General features: G+C 37.3%; 15 protein-coding genes. 2 read left to right on the forward strand and 13 right to left on the reverse strand.

All coding sequences use genetic code 11. From position 1 onward, the window contains the following. Positions 1-289: 289 nt before the first annotated feature. The 3 genes from IGJ76_RS07265 to IGJ76_RS07275 all read right to left on the reverse strand — a co-directional run bounded on the left by IGJ76_RS07265 (position 290) and on the right by IGJ76_RS07275 (position 5450). Entirely contained in the window at positions 290-4165 is a 3876-nt protein-coding gene (locus IGJ76_RS07265; protein WP_430596526.1) for a hypothetical protein, read from the reverse strand. 52 nt (positions 4166-4217) lie between these two features. Beyond that, positions 4218-4745, reverse strand: a complete 528-nt coding sequence (locus tag IGJ76_RS07270; RefSeq protein WP_430596527.1) for a hypothetical protein — start codon at positions 4743-4745, stop codon at positions 4218-4220. 93 nt (positions 4746-4838) lie between these two features. Continuing rightward, positions 4839-5450, reverse strand: a complete 612-nt coding sequence (locus IGJ76_RS07275) for a hypothetical protein (RefSeq protein WP_067482229.1) — start codon at positions 5448-5450, stop codon at positions 4839-4841. Between the two features lie 683 nt (positions 5451-6133). On the opposite strand from IGJ76_RS07275, the gene IGJ76_RS07280 reads away from it, so the two are divergent. Beyond that, positions 6134-7591 carry a helix-turn-helix domain-containing protein gene (locus IGJ76_RS07280; protein ID WP_270492635.1) on the forward strand — a complete coding sequence of 486 codons (1458 nt, stop codon included), beginning with the start codon at positions 6134-6136 and terminating at the stop codon, positions 7589-7591. Between the two features lie 366 nt (positions 7592-7957). Here the strand turns inward: IGJ76_RS07280 and IGJ76_RS07285 are convergent, their stop codons facing one another. The 4 genes from IGJ76_RS07285 to IGJ76_RS07300 form a co-directional block, all read right to left on the reverse strand. Then, complete coding sequence (locus IGJ76_RS07285; protein ID WP_067482233.1) at positions 7958-8872, reverse strand: LysR family transcriptional regulator; 915 nt, start codon at positions 8870-8872, stop codon at positions 7958-7960. After that, complete coding sequence (locus IGJ76_RS07290) at positions 8869-9573, reverse strand: carbonic anhydrase family protein (protein ID WP_067482235.1); 705 nt, start codon at positions 9571-9573, stop codon at positions 8869-8871. Before IGJ76_RS07290 ends, IGJ76_RS07285 begins: the two co-directional genes overlap by 4 nt. Positions 9574-9605: 32 nt before the next feature. Further along, positions 9606-10253 carry a YfbR-like 5'-deoxynucleotidase gene (locus IGJ76_RS07295; RefSeq protein ID WP_067482237.1) on the reverse strand — a complete coding sequence of 216 codons (648 nt, stop codon included), beginning with the start codon at positions 10251-10253 and terminating at the stop codon, positions 9606-9608. 232 nt (positions 10254-10485) lie between these two features. Further along, positions 10486-11436, reverse strand: coding sequence for a ketopantoate reductase family protein (locus IGJ76_RS07300; RefSeq protein WP_430596528.1), 951 nt, complete (start codon positions 11434-11436; stop codon positions 10486-10488). A 138-nt stretch (positions 11437-11574) separates the two neighbouring features. Between IGJ76_RS07300 and IGJ76_RS07305 the strand changes: the two genes are divergently transcribed. Then, positions 11575-12099 carry a TetR family transcriptional regulator gene (locus IGJ76_RS07305; protein ID WP_071868955.1) on the forward strand — a complete coding sequence of 175 codons (525 nt, stop codon included), beginning with the start codon at positions 11575-11577 and terminating at the stop codon, positions 12097-12099. Between the two features lie 52 nt (positions 12100-12151). Here the strand turns inward: IGJ76_RS07305 and pyrE are convergent, their stop codons facing one another. From pyrE to IGJ76_RS07335, 6 genes are all read right to left on the reverse strand, one after another. After that, the gene (gene pyrE, locus IGJ76_RS07310) at positions 12152-12781 is read right to left on the reverse strand and encodes an orotate phosphoribosyltransferase (RefSeq protein WP_071868956.1); all 630 of its coding nucleotides are present in this window, start codon (positions 12779-12781) and stop codon (positions 12152-12154) included. A gap of 5 nt (positions 12782-12786) precedes the next feature. Then, positions 12787-13494 (reverse strand): orotidine-5'-phosphate decarboxylase, encoded by a 708-nt coding sequence (gene pyrF / locus IGJ76_RS07315; protein ID WP_071868957.1) that lies wholly within the window; start codon positions 13492-13494, stop codon positions 12787-12789. Next, on the reverse strand, positions 13491-14423 hold the full coding sequence (locus IGJ76_RS07320; RefSeq protein ID WP_067482246.1) for a dihydroorotate dehydrogenase: 933 nt from the start codon (positions 14421-14423) through the stop codon (positions 13491-13493). The genes pyrF and IGJ76_RS07320 overlap by 4 nt, the downstream gene beginning before the upstream one ends. Then, complete coding sequence (locus IGJ76_RS07325) at positions 14420-15193, reverse strand: dihydroorotate dehydrogenase electron transfer subunit (protein WP_071868958.1); 774 nt, start codon at positions 15191-15193, stop codon at positions 14420-14422. The genes IGJ76_RS07320 and IGJ76_RS07325 overlap by 4 nt, the downstream gene beginning before the upstream one ends. A gap of 180 nt (positions 15194-15373) precedes the next feature. Further along, the gene (carB, locus tag IGJ76_RS07330) at positions 15374-18559 is read right to left on the reverse strand and encodes a carbamoyl-phosphate synthase large subunit (protein ID WP_071868959.1); all 3186 of its coding nucleotides are present in this window, start codon (positions 18557-18559) and stop codon (positions 15374-15376) included. 2 nt (positions 18560-18561) lie between these two features. After that, positions 18562-19638: a carbamoyl phosphate synthase small subunit gene (locus IGJ76_RS07335; RefSeq protein WP_067482251.1), complete on the reverse strand. Its 1077-nt coding sequence runs from the start codon at positions 19636-19638 to the stop codon at positions 18562-18564. Between the last annotated feature and the right edge of the window lie 6 nt (positions 19639-19644).

Here is a 19644-nt window from a genome sequence, read left to right on the forward strand (position 1 = left end):
GTGCCTTCAAATTTCCTATTTGGGAAATTGATGGCACCTTTTTACTTATGTGCTAGGTTCATATGGTCTGTAAGCACAACTTGCTACACCAAGTATCGCATCTTGAAGAAACAGATGCATACGATGCTTGTTTTCGTCACAATGAACCTAAAAAATAGCTATATGTTAGTAGCAGATGTTCTCGCTTGTTTTTTATAAAAATAGACAAAAGAAGCTGACTATCTACTTATTACCTTTAAGACCTGTTTTCATTGCAATATCTTTACTTTTTAAACATCTTATACATGATTTACGGAGTCGGTTTAAATCTCAAATGCATAGTGGATGAAGATTTTGATAGATCAGTTTGCTCTTTAACGGATCCCTCAAAGTCTATTGTCTTTATTTCGTTAAAGCCTAGAACTCCTAACGATTCTGATTTTTGTAATCCTTTCTCATTTTCATAAAGGACAATTTTTTTATTATTCGAAATGAGATTCAGGGCTAACTCTTTTCCTTTTAAATTCTCGTCGGCAGCAAACTGTTCAATCTTGACTTCGACAGATACAGTTGAATTGTTTTCCATTTTGTAAACAGGTGAAATGATTTTTTCTTCGTCTGAACCAAAATTCATTTTTGTTGGTATTGTTAGGTTGATTTCAGATGTATCGATCTGAGTAACGATGCCACCCGGAACCTCGATTGAAGCTTCTGGAATATCTTGCTCGACTGAACTTTCATTTGTTGCTTTTCCTGTTACTTTAACTACTGGATTTTGATTCAACACAGCATCTGTCACTTTTACTTTTACTTGATAAGTAAAAGTTTTACCAGGTGCTAGCTCATCAATACTCACATTTTGTTCACTTCGTGTCACGACTTCCAATCCATCTGGTAACTCAATTGAAAGATTTCCTGACTTAAGTGACGCAACGGAGCTATTATTCGTTAGCGTGTAAACATAAAGTAATTCATCACCAACATTGGTTTCTTCCTCACTTCTTGACAGGTTTTCAACAGTTAGATCTGCAGCCAGCGTTAACTTCGATGCTTTGACGATAAATGGTACCGTGTGGCTATACGCAAATGTTTTTCCGCTCTTCAACGTTTCGACAACGCTGATTACAGCCATACTTCCACCAAGTTTAGAGGTATCTGGATACATTTCGAATTCTTTCACTGACAGTTCATTATAGTTTTCTGTCGAAAGAAATTCATTGATTCGTTGATCCAACTCTGCTTCTGTCGTCCCTTGTTCAATTTCTTGCGCTTGTGGTTTCAACCAATTAACGTGTAATAAAGAATAACCATTTGGTGTCAATTCATAGAAAGCTTCCGTCTGTCCTTCTGCTTCTTTTACTAAGGTTTCATCCCGGCTAATATATGTTTCTGCCCCATTAAGTTGTAAAGTTGGTTTATCTCTATGTGCAGCTGAGGCTGATAGCACGTCACCGTATTGGGCACCGCTTGCTTGTAATTGCTGGTTCCAGTTATCTGACAAATTTTCAGGCGTTTGGTACACAGTATCTGTTTGTAAGGAACAAACTAGTTCCGTCATTGAACCACGATAAATATTGACTAATGGGCGTAGTGTTAATTTGGTTTTTGGTGTTCCTGGTGTTGCGCTCAATTTGGGCATGCCACCCTCATCCAGCAAACTAAGACCAATATTCGGGTCGCTTCCTATGACAATGCTATTCTCATAAAGTACAGTGTAGTCAACTTTGACATCTACAGAAACTTGATAAGTTGGGCTTGTGACACGAACGGTTGCTTGATGCTGGCCAACAGTTGTCCCGCTAATTGGTTCACCGACCCATTCAAATGTTAATTGATTTGCTGATTCAGGACTGGCAGTCACATCAACATAATCTTTAGCTGCTCCAGATAACGTTGTCCCTAAAGGAATGTCAGCAATTTGTTTAGCAGAAACATTTAAGTCGCTTAGTACGTTAAAGGTCACTTCATATTCATAAGTATGAGTGATACCTTCGATTGTTTCTTCTACCAACACTTTTCCTACTGCCTTCCCCGCTTTTGAACGATCTGGATACTGAGTAATCTTCGTTACTTTTAGTCCATTTCCAGTCATTCCAAGAAAATCAATCAGTTCATCCTTCTTCTCATCCAGCTCTTCATTCGTTGTGCTCATTAAAATCGTTAACTCTTTGGCTTCTAATTGATTTAAGCGATAAGGAACAAAGCCATTGGCGGTAACCAAGAAATAAACAATATCTTCATTTTTACCTGAATACTGAATCTCTTTTTCATCTTTCGTATAGAAGTTACGCCATTGTTCTTTATGCCAAATTTTGACGACATCACCTAGTTGAACAGATTGTTGCCCATTTGTTCCAAAATCGTTAACGATTTTATCTGTAGTTAAATTCCCAGTGTTTTCTTTATAGTAAGTCCCTGTCAAATCAGTAAGTTTACCATCCCCTCGTAGGAGCGTCATGGAGTAATAACTAGGGAATATACTGTGAATGCCGTCGGCTCGATATTCTTTATCCATCCCAAAGCTCGATTGAATAGAGTAAGAGTTTCCTTTTTTGCGTAGTGTATAAGCTCCCGCCGTTTGGTCAGTCCGTCCGCGAATTTGAATCGTACTTCCCCAAGATACTTTGTTTGGAACATAAACAGTTGTTTCTGCATTGTTACTTTTTCGTGTTACTTTAACTTCGATTTTTCCGGTTACTTTCATATTGTCAACATCCGGTACACTCATCACTTGCGTCGTATAATCAGATGAATTTAAAACAGTCCCGTCATCCAAACGAACATTGGTAACCATTTTTGAAGCGTCAGTTAGTTCATCTGCTTGTGTTCCTAATTCGACAGTTTGTTCAACCACATCTGCCCAGATTTGTCGATCATCTGTAACTTTGAAAGGCACCTCGTATTCATAAGTATAGGTGTGACCGTCAATCGTTTCTTCTACCAATACTTTTCCTTTTGCCGTTCCCGCTTTGGACCGGTCAGGATACTCAGTGATTTTAGAAACTTTCAATCCATTTCCATTCATCCCAAGAAAATCAATCAAATCACCTGCTTGTTTATCTAACTCTGCATTGGTGGTTTTGGTCGTGATTGTTGTTTCTTTTGGTTTCAACTGATTCAAACGATAGGGAACAAAGCCATCGGCAGTAATTGCGAAATACGTGCTATCTTCGTTCTTGGTTGAGTACGCAATTTCTTTTTCATCTTTCGTATAGAAATTTCGTTTTTGTTCTTTATGCCAAATTTTTACGACATCACCTAATTGAACATGCTGTTGCCCATTTGTTCCAAAATTTTCTACCACTTCTTTGGCAGTATTGGTACCTTTTGTTTCTTTGTAATAGGTGCTACTCAACTGATCGATTTTACCCGATCCTCTTAATAAAGTGATTGAGTGATAGGGTGTATCAGGATAATACCCATGAACCCCACTGGGATAATAGTCATTATCTTGTCCGTAGCTTGAGCGAAGTCGATAGCCGTTACCAATTTTATGAAGCGTATAGGCTCCAGCTACAGAATCTATAATTCCTCGAAGCTGAATCGTATTTCCCCAAACCATTTTAACAGGTACCTGTACATAAGTAGCAGCGCCATTTGATTTACGTGTAATTTTCACACTAATTTTATCTGTAGCTGCCATGTTATCAAAGCTGGGAATTGAGGTGACTTCCGCTGTGTAATCTGAAGCACTGATTGCTGTTCCATCTTCGAGACGCACATTGGTAAACATCTTTGAGACGTCAGGTATCTCACCTGACCATGTTCCCAGCTCGATCGTTTGTTCGACGACATCCGCTAAAATCGTCCCATCAGCTTTTGATTCAGCATACTTATCGGCAGAGTCATTGGTAGAGTCAACTTCCATATTATTTTCATTTTCAGTTGACTGTCCTTCAGAAGATGTAGCAGAGTGTGAAGTATCTTCGTTTTCTACTTGATTACTTTCTTCGTTCAAGCTGACTTTTTCTTGACTTTGGATTGCCTCTGTTGTTTCTTCAGACTCTATTTGGTCCTCACCTGAATTAACTGATACAGGTTCTTCTTCAGTTTGAATTGGTTCTAGACTTTTATTTTTTTCTTGTGCCCATACTGCTGAACTGCCGGCATTGATGATTTGAGAAAAATTTCCGAACAGAACAGAGCCTAGCATGAAACAAATAATTATTTTAGATTTATTTTTCATCTTCTATCTCCCCAGTTCTTCACCACCATCCCTAACTATGAAATCTCTTCCGTTAGCTGACATACAGAACGGCATCAATAGTCGATTGATTAATCTGTTTTTCCTCATCAAAAATCGTATAGATAATCATTACTTCATGACTACCTTCCGACAGACTTTTTTTCAGCTTTACTTCAGATAGTTGGCGATTTGTGGGAATCAAACCAGATTTATATAGTTGTTCATTCCCCTCTTTCAATAAGTACTCAACTTGAATACTGTACGCATTTGTTGGCTTATTTTTCACTGCAAGTTGGGCAACACTCGTTTCTTTAGAGACTGAAATCTCATGCTTCAAGTTAATATTGATCTTGTCTTTATCTACTTCTGACTGCATGAATTTCAACATCTGTTCATCGCTCATCACTTCAAGACCTGTTTCTAACTCAGGCAACCCACTAATTACTCTGGGCTCCGTAAAAAAACGATCCTTCAGAAAGTATGCTGTCATACCTGATGCTAAAAGGAGGATTACTAAAAATAGTAAGACAATTAATTTTCGTTTCTTTTTTTGTTCTTCTTGATTATTGATATTATCCATATGTAACGCTCCTTAATCATGAATAAAAGAGAGAAAAAAATCTTTCATCTCTTTAATTACGTTTCCTCATAAAGGACTCTTACAACAGTATGCTTACTTGATAGCAGTAAAATGTAGACCCATTTGATATTCGGGACGTAATGCAGCATCACCACTTGCTGGAAAATAACTTGGATCAACAGAACCTACGAATGTAAATGTATCAACTGCATCTGTTCCAAGTGAAGTTAAATAGGTTTTCTTAGACAACATTTGACCTGTCTTTTTGTGTAATGCAACTTCAGCACCATTGGAAGCTTTTATTGACAAATCTTGCTTAACATCCACTGCATTTTTTGAAGCAAAATTAGCCACCGCAATACTCAACTTAGTTGTAGTCGAATTATTTTCAATTTTATAGATTGGTGAAATAATACTAGCCGTCGGTGCACCCTGGCCATCTACGCTATTAGCGTATAAAACTTTTGTAGGAATCGTAACATTAATAGTTGATGGATCTTCAGGATCAGTTGGTGACCCTGGATCTGTTTCATCCCATTCACCGATCCAGCCATTTACAGCTACATCTCCAGTTTCGACACCGTCGACAACTTGTGGTGTATCACTAGGATCAATATCTCCACTAGTCCATGCACTTACATTTGTTGGTGCAAAAGCAACTACTCCTCCAAGAATCAAAGTACTTACTAACAACTTTTTAATCATTCTAAATCGCCTCTTTCCTCTTTTCTTTAGAACCTTCTTTACTATTTCAGTTACATAACAGTTAGCTTGGTTAAGTAGTCGTTCTTTCATCGATCTTTGTCTATAAATAAAAGAAACGCGTAAATAGAATTAAGCCTCCAATTTTAAAAATGTCACATAACAAATAACAAGTAGGTTCAATAAAAATTCTATCATCTTATCCGACAAATGAGACAATACAAATCAAGTAGACCGGTAGACTAAAATTGTATATGCAACTACTACAAATAAATATTTTCCTCATTTTATGGAAAAATGATACTTGGAAAACAAGCTGAATCAATCAAAAAGTATGCTTTTTTGACTAGACGATTCCTAAAGAAAAGAAGTACTATTGTATTGTGAGATAACATTAAATAAAACAAGCATATGAGTTAAGCCATCTTTTTACTTTGAAGATGTTCTTAAAGAAATGTTTTTCTATAAAATATACACGATATAATCAGTCTGATAAATAAGCTAAATTAATAACGATAATGATACAAAATGTATCAATTTACCTGTAACAACCATTTTTCACAGTTCAATATTCAATAAAAGAGCATTATTTATAGGTTTCTATCTCACCGTAAAAACGATAGATATCTTTAGGCATCGTTCTTCTCTTATCAAATAGAAATATCAAAATAGAAACGAGGCATACTATGATTATTTCAAATCATTTTGAGCGTGAACTCATTATTTTACACATAATACTTACTAATAAAAGTACTACCTTGACGCTTCTATCAGAAGAAATAGCTATTCCAAAATTAACGATCAAGGGTGATATCCTTAAATTGAACAACTACTTCGTTGAGCATACTAAAAATGAAAATGATCTTATTATTTCAAATAATCAAGGCATCATCTCGATAAACCCAATGTTTTCAGATAATATCATCACTTATTTTTATCAGCTAAAACTTGCGCTCTCCAATAACTCTACTCTTTTTAGGCTCTGTGTCTTATTGCTTACAAATTACAGTATTTCAAAGCAACAAATTCTCGATCATTTATTTATCTCGGAAGCATATTTACTGAAACTCTGTTCACAATTGAATGGTTATCTTTCTCAATTTGATTTATCTGTCAACAGTACAAATCAAATCTACTCTCTTAAAGGAAACGAAATTTGTCTTCGCATGTTTTCATATACAATCTTGCAAGATAATTTTCAAGGAATGGAGTGGCCATTTGATTCCACAACGCCAATCGTAAATTTTGATAATAGTAATTCTGCAATTTCTTTAACCAAAAATCATGCATTGTATTTATTTAGCGAAATAGTGCAACAACGCTTTTTAAATGATAACTTTCTAGTTATTGACCCTGATGATTCGCTCTATGACCTACTGAAACTTTTACAAGAGAGCTACGATGTAACCAAACTATTTAATAAAAGTCCGTTTGAAAATCTTTCAGAAAATGTAGCAGATTCAGAGAAGCTATATCTCAACTTTTTCGCAAGAATTTTTCTGTCCGATTTGATCTCCTCGGAAGCAAAAATTAATTTAGGAAGAAAATTCCAAGAATTTGATCACCCTGCTTGTCGACTAGCAAATGAAATATATTCAAAATTTTCAAATGTTTTCTTGGAACCTATCAGTGCTAACGAAAACGGTATCTATTTGTATTATTTAACGATTTTCAATATTCTCTATTCTATGATTGGTGACAAGTACGTTCTTTTCTTAGAATTGATGATTCCTGTTCCACACTTAAATATTAATAAAACTGATGATTATATGAATCGCATCAAAAAAGAAATCGCTGAACTTTTTGAAGATAAAGCACTAGAAAATTATATTGCCGCATTGCTTTACACTGTTTCTTCTTTTAAAAAAAGTACCACCCTAAAATTATATATTCAAATGTCCAAAGTTTTTACAGCCGTATACGTTATTGAGAAACGTATCCAAACAATTTTCAACACCAACAATATTGTCTTTACAAATAATTTTTCCGAAGCTGATATCGTAATCACAGATAGTTTTGAAAAAAAATCAACTGACCAAATACTTTTCTACCTGGATTCCATCAACAACTCGAACAGGTGGATAGATCTTATTTCGCTCATCCAACAAAAATTTATAGAAAAAATTGATGATAGAAAGAAGTAGTAGCCATTTCTATAAGCTATATGATTTGTAAAAATAGGAATTTAACAGGAGAATTATGTTTCTATCTGTTAATACTTAACATGATTCAATCATCATCACCTTGTATGGACTAAGCTGTTCAACCTCTTTCATTGTTATATACTCTAAACAACTGACTTTTAACGAGACTAAAGAGATTTTTAATAGAATTTTTTACTATCAACCCACCTACCCGTTACATTCACACGATCTAAGAATGTAACTGGGGCTAAAGACATAATAAAAAAGCAACTTCAAATGTAGCGAGCGTCCAAGGTTAGACTAGCAATCTAACTTTGGACGCTCGCTTTCGGAAATTGAAGTTGCTTTTTTATAATGATAACTAACTTATTTTTTATTTGCTAATTCACTTGTTAGTATATCCGTTAAACCTTGAATAAATCGCTGTGCTTCTACACTCAACGTACGTTTACCAGAATGAATGACGCAGAGTTGATTTGGTTGACTATCTGCTAATGGAATAAGTTTGATTTGATCTTTGATACCACCAATAACAATTCCAGATCCAGAAGCATAAGCATCTGTTTCTAGTACTAAGTTCATCAGTGTCCCACGATCACTGGTATAAACAACTGATTCTTGTGCAGGTATCTCAATCAGATCTTCGTAAAAATAAGGAAAATTATTGCCATCTTGAGTAAAGCGTACTTGAGGGTAAGCTAACAATTCTTTTCTATGGATTTTCGTCTGTTTTGCTAGTGGATGTCCTTGTCTCAAAAAAATATGTGTAGAGAACGTATGAATCGTTCTGGCAACTAGCTCACCTTGCTGTAAATAGCGCATGATTCCAGCTTGGTTTTTTTCGTTCATGTATAGCACGCCTACTTCACTATGCTGTTCTCTCACTTCTTCAATCACTTTTGCAGTAGTCGTTTCCATGATTCTGAATTGTTTGATTTCTTGATTGAATTCTGCCATCATTTTGGCAATCAGTGGCCCTAAAAAATCATAGTGTTGAGAAGCCACAGAAAACATTTCGCGTGTTTCACTTGTTTGATAATAACTTTCAAGTGATTCTAATTGAACCAAAATTTTTTCTGCACGTTGCAAGAAATCTTGTCCTGCTTCTGTTAAATACGCGCCTCGATTTGTACGAGTAAATAAACTGATTCCTAATTCAGTTTCTAATTCTTTGATTCCGGTAGACAAGCTAGGTTGCGAAACGAATAACTTCTTAGCAGCCTCTCGAAAGCTACCATTATTCGCAACAGCAATCACATACTTCATTTGTTGGATATTCATGTATTTGACTCCTCAAAATAGTCAATTTTCCGATCATTAAGTGCTTGTAGCGGACGATTATTAGGCTGCGCATACTGTCCTTTAAATGGAGTCAGGAAGTCTTGATTTAACTGCCCAACTTGATCCATAACAAACCACTGAATAGGGCCTGCAGTTGGGGGTGTCGTTAATGAGCCAACATAATGATAGTGGCTCTTCTTTTCAGGGAAAAATACGATTGGATTCATCCAATGTTCATGCGCTGCTAAGTCCCAGCGTTCTTCGTGATTCCGATCATAAAACCAGCCATCCTCATGTCGCAACTCATACATAACTCCAACAACCAAGTTTTCTTGACGCTGATTCGTATGGACAAAATGAAATTCAATGTCTTCGTGTTTTCCATTGATAATATGCTCAGAAGGCAGATGGAAGTGGATATCTGTCAAATAAAATTCTTCACCTTGATATTTGACATAACTGATTTGGTCAAATGGTACTAAGTGGATCGTGTTTTTAAATTCTTTATCTGTGAATTTTTGACATTGATAATGGAAAGAAATCGTTTCTTTCACATCACTTACTTCTTGGCAAGTAACAAGTGGAATAGGTGATTGCAAAGAAAATTCTGCTCCTTTTGCAAACCAATCACATAAACTTGCCCAGTGCTCTGGCCCTCGCTCTCCCGAGTAGCCCCATTCAACATCCATATTTTTTTTCAACGCTTACGTCCTCCTGAGTCTTTCCATAAAAGTTAGTTCGTTCGTTTCTTTCTTTGTAAAGCGGCAGAAATATCTGCTAGAAACTCTTCTTTTCCGAAAAATTCTTGGTTCAATAGTTCTGGAAAAATAAAATCAAAGAAATAATTTACACTTGCTCGATGATCGAATTCTTTAATTGTTAAAATCGATTCAATAAACATTTCTCGGTAAACTTTTTCAGGATTATTTTTGCTGATTTCATCAAATGATTCATACAGCAAATCTACTTTATCCGCGATTGCTAGCAATTCTCCTTCAATCGTGTCATCTTTTCCTTCAAATAGGCGACGACGATAAATTTCTTGAAATTCTTCTGGGATTTCTTGATTAATAAATTCATCAGTCATTTTTTCTTCAACTGTTTGTAACATCCCTCGTAGTTCTTTATTTGCATATTTCACAGGTGTTTTGATGTCACCAATAAAGCGTTCTGTATAATCATGATTCAAAGATTTTTCATATAACAGTTTCCAATCAATCGTCTGTCCATTAGCTTCTTCAATATCGCCTAAAACTTGTGCAATTGATGCTACTCGAAACGAATGTGCCGCCACCGTGTGTTCTGTGTGCTTGAAGAAGCCAGGCGCACGAATAATTTTTTCTAAATTATTTAATCCTAAAAGGTATTCATTTAAGCCCATATTGCCATCTCTCCTCCATACTTTTCCAACAATCATAGCATTTACTCTTCGCATCATGCAATTACAAAGAACTAGATTTGCTGCTTTTTAATTTTTATTTAGCACAAATTCCACAAAAAATACTTGCACGAATAATTTTTCAATGAGTTAGCCGAGTTAAAGAATTAGTTGCAATTTTTTATTAATTTTTTCCTTTTTTATTGAGTCGTTTCCACTTTTCGGAATAAATATATCAAAACTTTTTGATAACACTCTTTCGCTCGTTCACTTGAGCAGTGATTTTAATTAATTGATCAAGATTCGGTGTTTTTGTTCCCGTTTCTTTTTTAAGCCGTTCAAAGGAACAAATAATCAACTCGATTTCTGTATAACTTCCCTGAGCTGATGCCATCAATGGTGTAGCATACATTAGTCTCAAACCAATTTTCGTCAAAAATTCATTTTGCAATAAATTTTTCTGAATCTTCGGCACAATCGGATATCCGTTTTCTTCTAAGACAGTAAACGCTTCTTTAAATGCTGAAGCCGTTATGGAAAATAAGCGAGTTAATTCTTGTTTATTTTTCATTTTTTTTCGATAAATAAGATCTAAGCTATTCAGCACCATAATCAATGCGGCATGGCTTTTCAGCCAGTCAGGTAAAGTTGGATCTGATTGCCATTGATAATTTGTTCGAGCAAAGACTTGATTCAAAAGCTGAGTCATTTCAAAATCATTGGAGTCAAGGTTGATTTTCATTTTACCTCCGTTGAAACGTAAAATTGTGATTAAGTTACTTTCCCTTGTTCCACCAGTATTTTGAAAACCAAAAAAGACTTGCTTAGCTGGATTTTTTTGAACGATTTTTTCTTTTAATAATTCTGGATTCATTTGATTGCCAACAAAAATCACTCGCTGACTGTGATTCCTAGCAATCGGTTCAATCACAGAATCAAAATCATTGTATTTCATTGTGACAAAAATCAAATCACACTTATCTGTTGGGTCTAGCTTTGAAATTATTTTGATTATATCCACTGTTCTTTTCTTCTGAATAACATGTTTTAATTCAAGCCCATTTGTTTCTAAATGCTCCTTCGTCTTTCCTCTGGCAAGTATCGTTACTTCATTCTCTTTATTTTTCGCAAGAATATGTGCAAGATAGCTTCCTTGAATACCTGCACCATAAATTAATAGTTTCATTTTTTCTCCTTTTATGAACACCTGTTTATAATTCAACGAACATCCAGTATAATAAACAGACCAAAGTCAGCAATCAATCATCAAAAATGACAATCTGTTGATTAACGAACAAATCACTTAACATGACAGGAGAATCACATGGATCGACGAGTGCGTAAAACACAAACAGCTATTCAAACAGCTTTTTTCCAATTGCTAAAAAAGCAAGACATCGAACGAGTAAAAGTCAGCGAGATTTGTGAACTAGCAGATATCAATCGCGGGACATTTTACTTAAATTACTTAGATAAATATGATCTTTTAGAAAAAATGATCCAACAATCAATTCAAGAACTAGTTACTTATTGTCAAACAGAAACAGCGGAAACAGACAATCTACTAATAAAAACTTTTCAATTCATCGTAGAGAACCAGGAAACGTATCGAATGTTGATTGCTTCTGATAAGCAGGGTCTATTTACAGATTACCTAAAACAACATATCTTGACTTTTACAGCAACAAACGATCAAGCACAAACAACGGAAGCGATTTTTATTGCAAATGGAATCGTGGGTGTCTTGAATCATTATTTGTCTTCTCGTGAAGCTTCAATTGAATCGTTGTATGAAATCAAGCCCATTATTGAACGATTTCAGTTACCGTCAAACTTAGCAAAATACTAATGATACTATAAAAGACGACAACACTATGAAAATAGTTGTTATCGTCTTTTTGTTATACATTCCAGTTTTCTGGATCTTTTTTCCAACTTTTCAGTAAATTTAATTCTTCTTCATTGATGTAGTTTGCTTCACGTGCTGTTTCAATTAATGTTGAATAGTTAGTCAACGTGACCAAAGGCATTTTCGCCTGAGCAAAATTAGTTAATCCTTTGGGTAGCTCATAAGTAAAGATTGCTGCTACACCTTGCACATCAGCACCTTCACGTGTTGCTGCTTCACAAGCTTCTAACACACTGCCACCAGTTGAGATCAAATCTTCAATGACAACCATTTTTTGACCTTCAAAAATCCGACCTTCAATTTGATTTCCTTTTCCATGATCTTTCGCTTTGCTGCGAATATAAACCATTGGTAAATCAAGGATATCTGCAACCCAAGCAGCATGAGGGATACCTGCTGTGGCTGTTCCAGCAATTACTTCGACTTCTGGAAACTCTTCTTTAATCTTTTTGGCTAAACCATTTGCTATTTCCCGACGAACCTTAGGATAACTCATCGTGATACGATTATCACAATAAATTGGGCTTTTCAATCCACTTGCCCAAGTAAATGGTTGTGTTGGGTTCAAAAATACTGCTTCAATTTCTAATAAGTCTTTTGCAATTAATTTTTCGACAGTCATTCGTGTTAGCTCCATTCGTTTTTTATTGTTTGGTAAGCTTCGTAAGGATTTTCTGCTTGTGTAATTGGGCGCCCAACTACAATGAAAGTTGCTCCAATTTCTCTTGCTCGTCCGGGAGTTACCACTCGCGTTTGATCACCGATGTCTGCTCCTTGTGGTCGGATGCCTGGTGTTAAGCAGACAAATTCAGAATTTGTAGCATCTTTGATTTTAGTTACTTCCAGTGCTGAAGAAACTACGCCATCTAATCCTGCTACTTGTGCACAAGTAGCGTAATGGATCACACTTTCTTCTAAAGGAACTTCAATCAGCTGATCATGATGCATCTCTTCTTCACTTGTCGAAGTCAACTGAGTAATTGCTAATAATAAGGGTCGTTGTTTTCCTTCCGGTGTTCCTGATGCTAAACCACGCATCGCAGCCTCCATCATTCGGATTCCTCCGGCGGCATGTACACAAGTGATATCAACGCCTAACTTTGCTAAGCCACGCATTGCTTTTTCAACTGTATTGGGAATATCATGTAATTTCAAATCTAAAAATACATCATGTCCTGATTCTTTCAGCCAACGGACAATCGCTGGCCCTTCTTGATAAAAGAGTTCCATCCCAATTTTAACAAACAACTTTTCCTCCTCAGGAAATAATTGTAAAAATTGTTCTACTTCGTTTCGGTTTGAAAAATCTAAGGCAATAATCGGTCGCTGATTCATTGTTGACGCTCCTCTCTAACTTCTTGAATAAGTTGTTCCAATGATGCGATACCTAACTCAGCCATTCGCTGAGGTAAAGCATCAATCAATTTTGGGCAAACGTAGGGATCTGTAAAATTGGCGGTTCCAACTGCGACTGCACTTGCACCCGCCATAATCATTTCTAATACATCATCAACCGTCTGAACACCACCCATACCAATAATTGGTAGCTTAGAGACGCCTGCGACTTGATGGATTAAGCGAATCGCAACTGGTTTGATTGCGGGACCTGATAGACCACCTGTTTGATTCGCTAAAATCGGTTTTCTTGTCTTTAAATCAATGCGCATTCCTAAGAGTGTGTTAATCATAGTAAACCCGTCTGCTCCACCTGCTTCAATTGCTAAAGCGATAGGAACGATATCAGTAACGTTGGGCGATAATTTGACATAGATTGGAACCTTAGCAACTTTCTTTACCGCCTGTGTTAGTTGAAAAGCGACATCAGGATCTGTTCCAAACGCAATACCTCCGTGCTTCACGTTGGGGCAAGAGATGTTTAATTCGATTGCCTTCACATTAGGCGCATCACCAATTTTACCGCAGACTTCCACATAATCTTCTTCGCATGCGCCTGCCACATTGGCAATGATTGGCAAATCAGGATATTTTTCTAATTCAGGTAATAACTCATTCATCACGGTTTCTAGTCCGGGATTTTGTAAGCCGATTGCATTTAGCATACCTGAAGGGGTTTCAGCAACACGAGGTGTCGGGTTACCAAATCTTGCTTGTGGTGTCGTTGCTTTAACCATGATTGAACCTAATTGATTCAAATCATAGTACTGTCCATATTCTTTTCCAAAACCAAAACAGCCGCTAGCAGGCATGATTGGATTTTTTAAATCAAGTCCTGGTATTTTTACTGCTAATGATGGTTGTGTCATAGAATCACCTCTCCTGCTTTGAAAATCGGACCTTCATCACAGACTTTCACACTTTTCGTTTCATCTTCTGCCTTGTGGCATACACAAGCATAGCAAGCACCGATTCCACATGCCATGCGTGATTCTAAAGAAAGCTGGACATTAGGATGATCGTGGAAAAAGTGCTCGACCGCCTTAAGCATTCCATTCGCACCACAAGCAAACACTGCGTCTGGTTTTTTATTTTCTTCTGCTAACAAAAGATTACCAACATTTCCTTGGACGCCTGCCGAGCCATCATCTGTAGCAATTTTTGTTTCTCCAAGTTGTTGGAACTTTTCTTCATAGTACATAACATCTGCTGATGCAAAACCTAAAAAGTGCTTGACTTTGACACCTTTTGCTTTTAGTTGATGAGATAATTCATATAATGGTGGAATCCCGATACCACCGCCAACGATGAATGCACAATCTCCAGCTTTTAATCCCGTTAAATCAAACCCATTTCCTAGTGGTCCCATCACATCCAGCGCATCACCTGTAGTCAACGTTGAAAATAATTTAGTTCCGTCACCTTCTACACGATAAATGATTCGACAAGTATTCGTACTTGGATCGATTTTATTTAAACTAATTGGTCTACGTAATAACAAGTCTGCTCTAGGAACACGGATATGAATAAATTGACCCGGACGCTTCATCTCTTGAACTAATTCACCCTTTAGTGTCAGTTCGAAAATTCGTGGTGCTAACTGATTTTGTTGAATGATTTCCATAACTTCTTGTTTCATATCCACACTCCTATACTTATCGACTTTGTTAAAACTCATTGATGAAGCCGTTTTTTATACTCAACCTATTTTTCCATAAAACAGCTCCTCAGAGCAACTCACAACTAGTCAGAACCAGCTAAAAGGATTCTGTTACTTGTCAGTTACTTCAGCGGAGCTAAGTGAATGATGCGAACCTTTTTAAATTGCTTTTGTTGAAAACGCACGTGATTCCATCACTCGAACGATTGCAGCTGCTGTATCAAGTGAAGTAAAGAGTGGTACACCATGTTCAACTGATTCACGTCGGATAATAAAGCCATCTTTTGACGCATTCCCACGGTCTTTATCAATCGTATTCACAACTACTTGTGCTTTTCCTGTTCGAATGATATCGACAACGTTTTCCTCTGTTGTTGTTTCTGAAATTTTCGCTACTGTCGTAACAATTAATCCGTTGTTACGGAAAAATTCAGCTGTATGTTTCGTACCTAGCAAACTGTAACCAATCTCTGCAAAGCGTTTAGCTAAGCCCAATGCTTCTTCTTTTGTTTCGTCTGCAATCGTAAAGAGGACTGCACCATAATCTGGTAGATTTAACCCAGCAGCTCGAAAGGCTTTATACAAAGCTTTGTCTAAGTTTCGATCGGAGCCCATGACTTCACCAGTTGATTTCATTTCAGGCCCTAAGTACGTGTCAACCTTTTGTAGCTTCGTGAATGAAAAGACAGGTGCTTTTACATGGACATCTTCGGTTTCAGGATAAAGACCTGTTTCATAACCTAATTCCCGCAAACTTTGGCCCAAAATGGCTTTGGTTGCTACTTGTGCCATTGGAATCCCAGTTACTTTACTTAAAAATGGTACAGTACGGCTCGCACGGGGATTGACTTCGATCACATAGACTTTTTCTTCATGGATCACAAATTGGATATTCATCATTCCAATACAGTTTAGTCCTAAAGCTAATCGTTTCGTGTAATCTTCAATTGTCGATTTAATCTCTTCTGATAATGTTTGTGGTGGGTATACCGCCATTGAGTCACCTGAATGGACCCCCGCACGCTCAATATGTTCCATGATTCCAGGAATCAAGACAGTTTCTCCATCACAGATCGCATCAACTTCGCATTCACCGCCCACTAAGTAGCGGTCAATCAAAACAGGATGTTCAGGCGAGGCTTTCACGGCATGCTCCATATAATCCTCTAGGTCACGCTGATTTTCTACGATTTCCATTGCCCGTCCGCCAAGCACATAACTTGGACGAACTAAGACAGGATAACCAATCATCGTTGCAATTTTTACAGCTTCTTCTTTACTTGTTGCTGTATCTCCTAGTGGCTGTGGAATCTTTAGTTCTTGCAACGCTTGTTCAAATAAATCACGGTTTTCTGCTCGATCCAAATCCTCAATCGTCGTTCCTAAAATTTTCACACCAGCTTTTGCTAACGGCTCACCTAAATTGATTGCTGTTTGTCCGCCAAACTGAACGATAACGCCAATTGGTTGTTCTAGCTCAATCACATTCATCACATCTTCAAAAGTCAGTGGTTCAAAGTACAACTTATCTGAAACTGAGAAATCTGTGGAAACTGTTTCTGGATTACTATTCATAATGATTGCTTCATAACCTGCTTGTTGGATTGCTTTTACTGAATGAACCGTCGCATAGTCGAACTCCACTCCTTGACCAATTCGAATTGGTCCAGAACCAAGTACCAACACAGATGGTTTTTCTGAGCGACTACTTTCATTTTCAAATTCATACGAGCTATAAAAATAAGGCGTATTTGATTCAAATTCAGCTGCACAAGTATCTACCATTTTGTAGACTGGCAATAACTGATTTTCTTTTCGAAGTTCACGAATTTTTTCTGGCGTTGTTTGCCATAATTGTGCAATCTTTTTGTCTGTAAATCCGTTTTTCTTTGCTAATTTCAACAGCCTTAAATTGGAAGGCTCTGCTTGTAATTGGGTTTCGATTTCAATAATATGGAGTAATTTATCTAAGAAGAATAAGTCAATCTTTGTTAACTCAGCTATTTCCTCAATTGGATAGCCTCGGCGTAAAGCCTCCGCAACATAAAACAGACGATCGTCTTGTGCTCGAACCATTTTTTCAGTTAGCTGGTCTTCATTCACATTTGCCAATTCAGGAAGCTCAAGATGATGTGTGCCGATTTCAAGAGAGCGAACGGCTTTTAGTAACGACTCTTCGATATTTCGTCCAATTGCCATGACTTCACCCGTTGCTTTCATTTGTGTTCCCAGTATACGTTCCCCATTTTCAAATTTATCAAATGGCCAACGTGGGATTTTTGCAACGACATAGTCTAACGCTGGTTCGAATTCTGCATAAGTTGTTCCAGTTACTGGATTTTTCATTTCATCTAAAGTCAAGCCCAACGCGATTTTAGCCGCTAATTTTGCAATTGGATAGCCGGTTGCTTTACTTGCTAGTGCCGAAGATCGTGAAACACGTGGATTTACTTCAATCACATAATAATTAAAGCTATGAGGGTCAAGGGCAAGCTGAACGTTACAACCACCTTCGATTTTCAACGCACGAATAATTGAAAGTGACGCATCACGCAATGTTTGATATTCGTGATCAGATAGCGTTTGACTTGGTGCAAAAACAATGGAATCTCCTGTGTGGATACCTACTGGATCAAAGTTCTCCATATTACAAACAACAATCGCATTATCAGCTGAGTCACGCATCACTTCGTACTCGATTTCTTTATATCCAGCAATACTGCGCTCAATCAAGCATTGCGTAACAGGCGATAAACTCAGCCCATTTTCTGCAGTGATTCGCAATTCTTCTTCATTTTCACACATTCCACCACCTGTACCTCCAAGGGTGAATGCAGGTCGAACAATAATCGGATAACCAATTTGATTCGCAAAAGCGACGGCATCTTCGACCGTAGTCACGATTTCTGATTCGGGAATTGGCTGATTTAAGTCTTCCATCAATTTTTTGAACAAATCTCGATCTTCTGCTTGGTCGATTGCAGAAAGCTTCGTACCCAGAAGTTCAATCTGAAGTTCATCCAAAATTCCTGACTCAGCTAGTTCCATCGCCATGTTTAAACCCGTTTGGCCACCTAAAGTTGGAAGCAGTGCATCTGGACGTTCTTTTCTTAAAATGCGTGAAACAAACTCTAATGTTATTGGCTCGATGTAGACTTGATCCGCAATTTCTTGATCTGTCATAATCGTTGCAGGATTTGAGTTGACTAAAACAACTTCATAGCCTTCTTCTTTAAGTGCAAGACAAGCTTGCGTTCCAGCATAATCAAATTCGGCCGCTTGACCGATAATGATTGGTCCTGAGCCAATCACCATGATTTTTTTGATATCTGTCCGTTTTGGCATTCTTATTGCTCCCTTCCTGCATCCATCATTTCCATAAATTCATCAAATAAGTGTAGTGCATCGTGTGGTCCTGGTGCTGCATCAGGGTGAAATTGCACACTAAAAGCAGGGTAATCGCGATGGCGAATCCCTTCCACTGTTCCATCGTTCACTTCAATATGAGTGACCATTAGTTTATTCGGATCAATTGTGTTTTCATCAACTGCGTATCCGTGGTTTTGTGAAGTAAAGTCAATTCTCCCCGTCGCAATTTCTCGTACGGGATGATTTAATCCTCGATGACCAAATTTCATCTTATACGTGTCTGCACCATTAGCTAGTGCAAACAATTGGTGACCTAAACAAATACCAAAAATCGGTACTTTTCCTTGAATTTCTTGAATCATCTTGATTGCTTCAGGCACATCTTTGGGATCTCCCGGTCCATTTGTCAGCATCACGCCATCGGGTGCAAGTTCGAGAATCGTTTTTGCTTCTGTGTTATAAGGCATGACTGTTAAGTTACAATTTCGTTTGCTTAATTCACGTAAGATGCTATGTTTCAAGCCAAAATCAATTACAACTACATTTCGCCCTGTGCCAGGACTTGGATAAGGTTTGTTGGTCGACACTTGTTGGACTTGATTCGTTGCTAAAACAGTCGCTTTTAATTGATCAAATGCATGTTCAAAACTATCACCTGCATCAACAATACTTGCTTTCATCGTCCCAACTTCGCGAATTTTACGGGTTAAAGCTCTTGTATCAATTCCCGAAATCCCTGGGATCCCTTTTTGTTTCAAAAAAGCATCTAACGTCATCTGATTGCGCCAGTTTGAAGCCACTCGCGCATGTTCCTTCACTACAACACCCTTACAAGTCGGCGAAATCGACTCGTAATCATCTCGGTTCACGCCATAATTTCCAACCATTGGATACGTAAAAGTAATGATTTGACCATTAAAGCTTTGATCTGTAATCGTTTCTTGGTAACCAGTCATACTTGTTGTAAAAACAATTTCACCAAAAACATTTGCATCTGCTCCAAAGGCTTGCCCTTCAAATACAGTCCCATCTTCTAAAATCAGTAATCGATCCATCCTGCT

It is taken from the genome of Enterococcus sp. DIV0175, from assembly GCF_050529075.1.
In the GTDB taxonomy this organism is placed as follows: Bacteria; Bacillota; Bacilli; order Lactobacillales; family Enterococcaceae; genus Enterococcus_B; species Enterococcus_B thailandicus.

Bases quoted from the DNA above. Each gene is read 5' to 3' on its own strand.
- IGJ76_RS07270 (WP_430596527.1), bottom strand. From the start codon at position 4,745: ATGGATAATATCAATAATCAAGAAGAACAAAAAAAGAAACGAAAATTA.
- pyrF (WP_071868957.1), bottom strand. From the start codon at position 13,494: ATGAATCAGCGACCGATTATTGCCTTAGATTTTTCAAACCGAAACGAA.
- IGJ76_RS07320 (WP_067482246.1), bottom strand. From the start codon at position 14,423: ATGACACAACCATCATTAGCAGTAAAAATACCAGGACTTGATTTAAAA.
- carB (WP_071868959.1), bottom strand. From the start codon at position 18,559: ATGCCAAAACGGACAGATATCAAAAAAATCATGGTGATTGGCTCAGGA.
- IGJ76_RS07300 (WP_430596528.1), bottom strand. From the start codon at position 11,436: ATGAAACTATTAATTTATGGTGCAGGTATTCAAGGAAGCTATCTTGCA.
- pyrE (WP_071868956.1), bottom strand. From the start codon at position 12,781: ATGACTGTCGAAAAATTAATTGCAAAAGACTTATTAGAAATTGAAGCA.
- IGJ76_RS07285 (WP_067482233.1), bottom strand. From the start codon at position 8,872: ATGAATATCCAACAAATGAAGTATGTGATTGCTGTTGCGAATAATGGT.
- IGJ76_RS07335 (WP_067482251.1), bottom strand. From the start codon at position 19,638: ATGGATCGATTACTGATTTTAGAAGATGGGACTGTATTTGAAGGGCAA.
- IGJ76_RS07305 (WP_071868955.1), top strand. From the start codon at position 11,575: ATGGATCGACGAGTGCGTAAAACACAAACAGCTATTCAAACAGCTTTT.
- IGJ76_RS07325 (WP_071868958.1), bottom strand. From the start codon at position 15,193: ATGAAACAAGAAGTTATGGAAATCATTCAACAAAATCAGTTAGCACCA.
- IGJ76_RS07275 (WP_067482229.1), bottom strand. From the start codon at position 5,450: ATGATTAAAAAGTTGTTAGTAAGTACTTTGATTCTTGGAGGAGTAGTT.
- IGJ76_RS07295 (WP_067482237.1), bottom strand. From the start codon at position 10,253: ATGGGCTTAAATGAATACCTTTTAGGATTAAATAATTTAGAAAAAATT.
- IGJ76_RS07280 (WP_270492635.1), top strand. From the start codon at position 6,134: ATGATTATTTCAAATCATTTTGAGCGTGAACTCATTATTTTACACATA.
- IGJ76_RS07265 (WP_430596526.1), bottom strand. From the start codon at position 4,165: ATGAAAAATAAATCTAAAATAATTATTTGTTTCATGCTAGGCTCTGTT.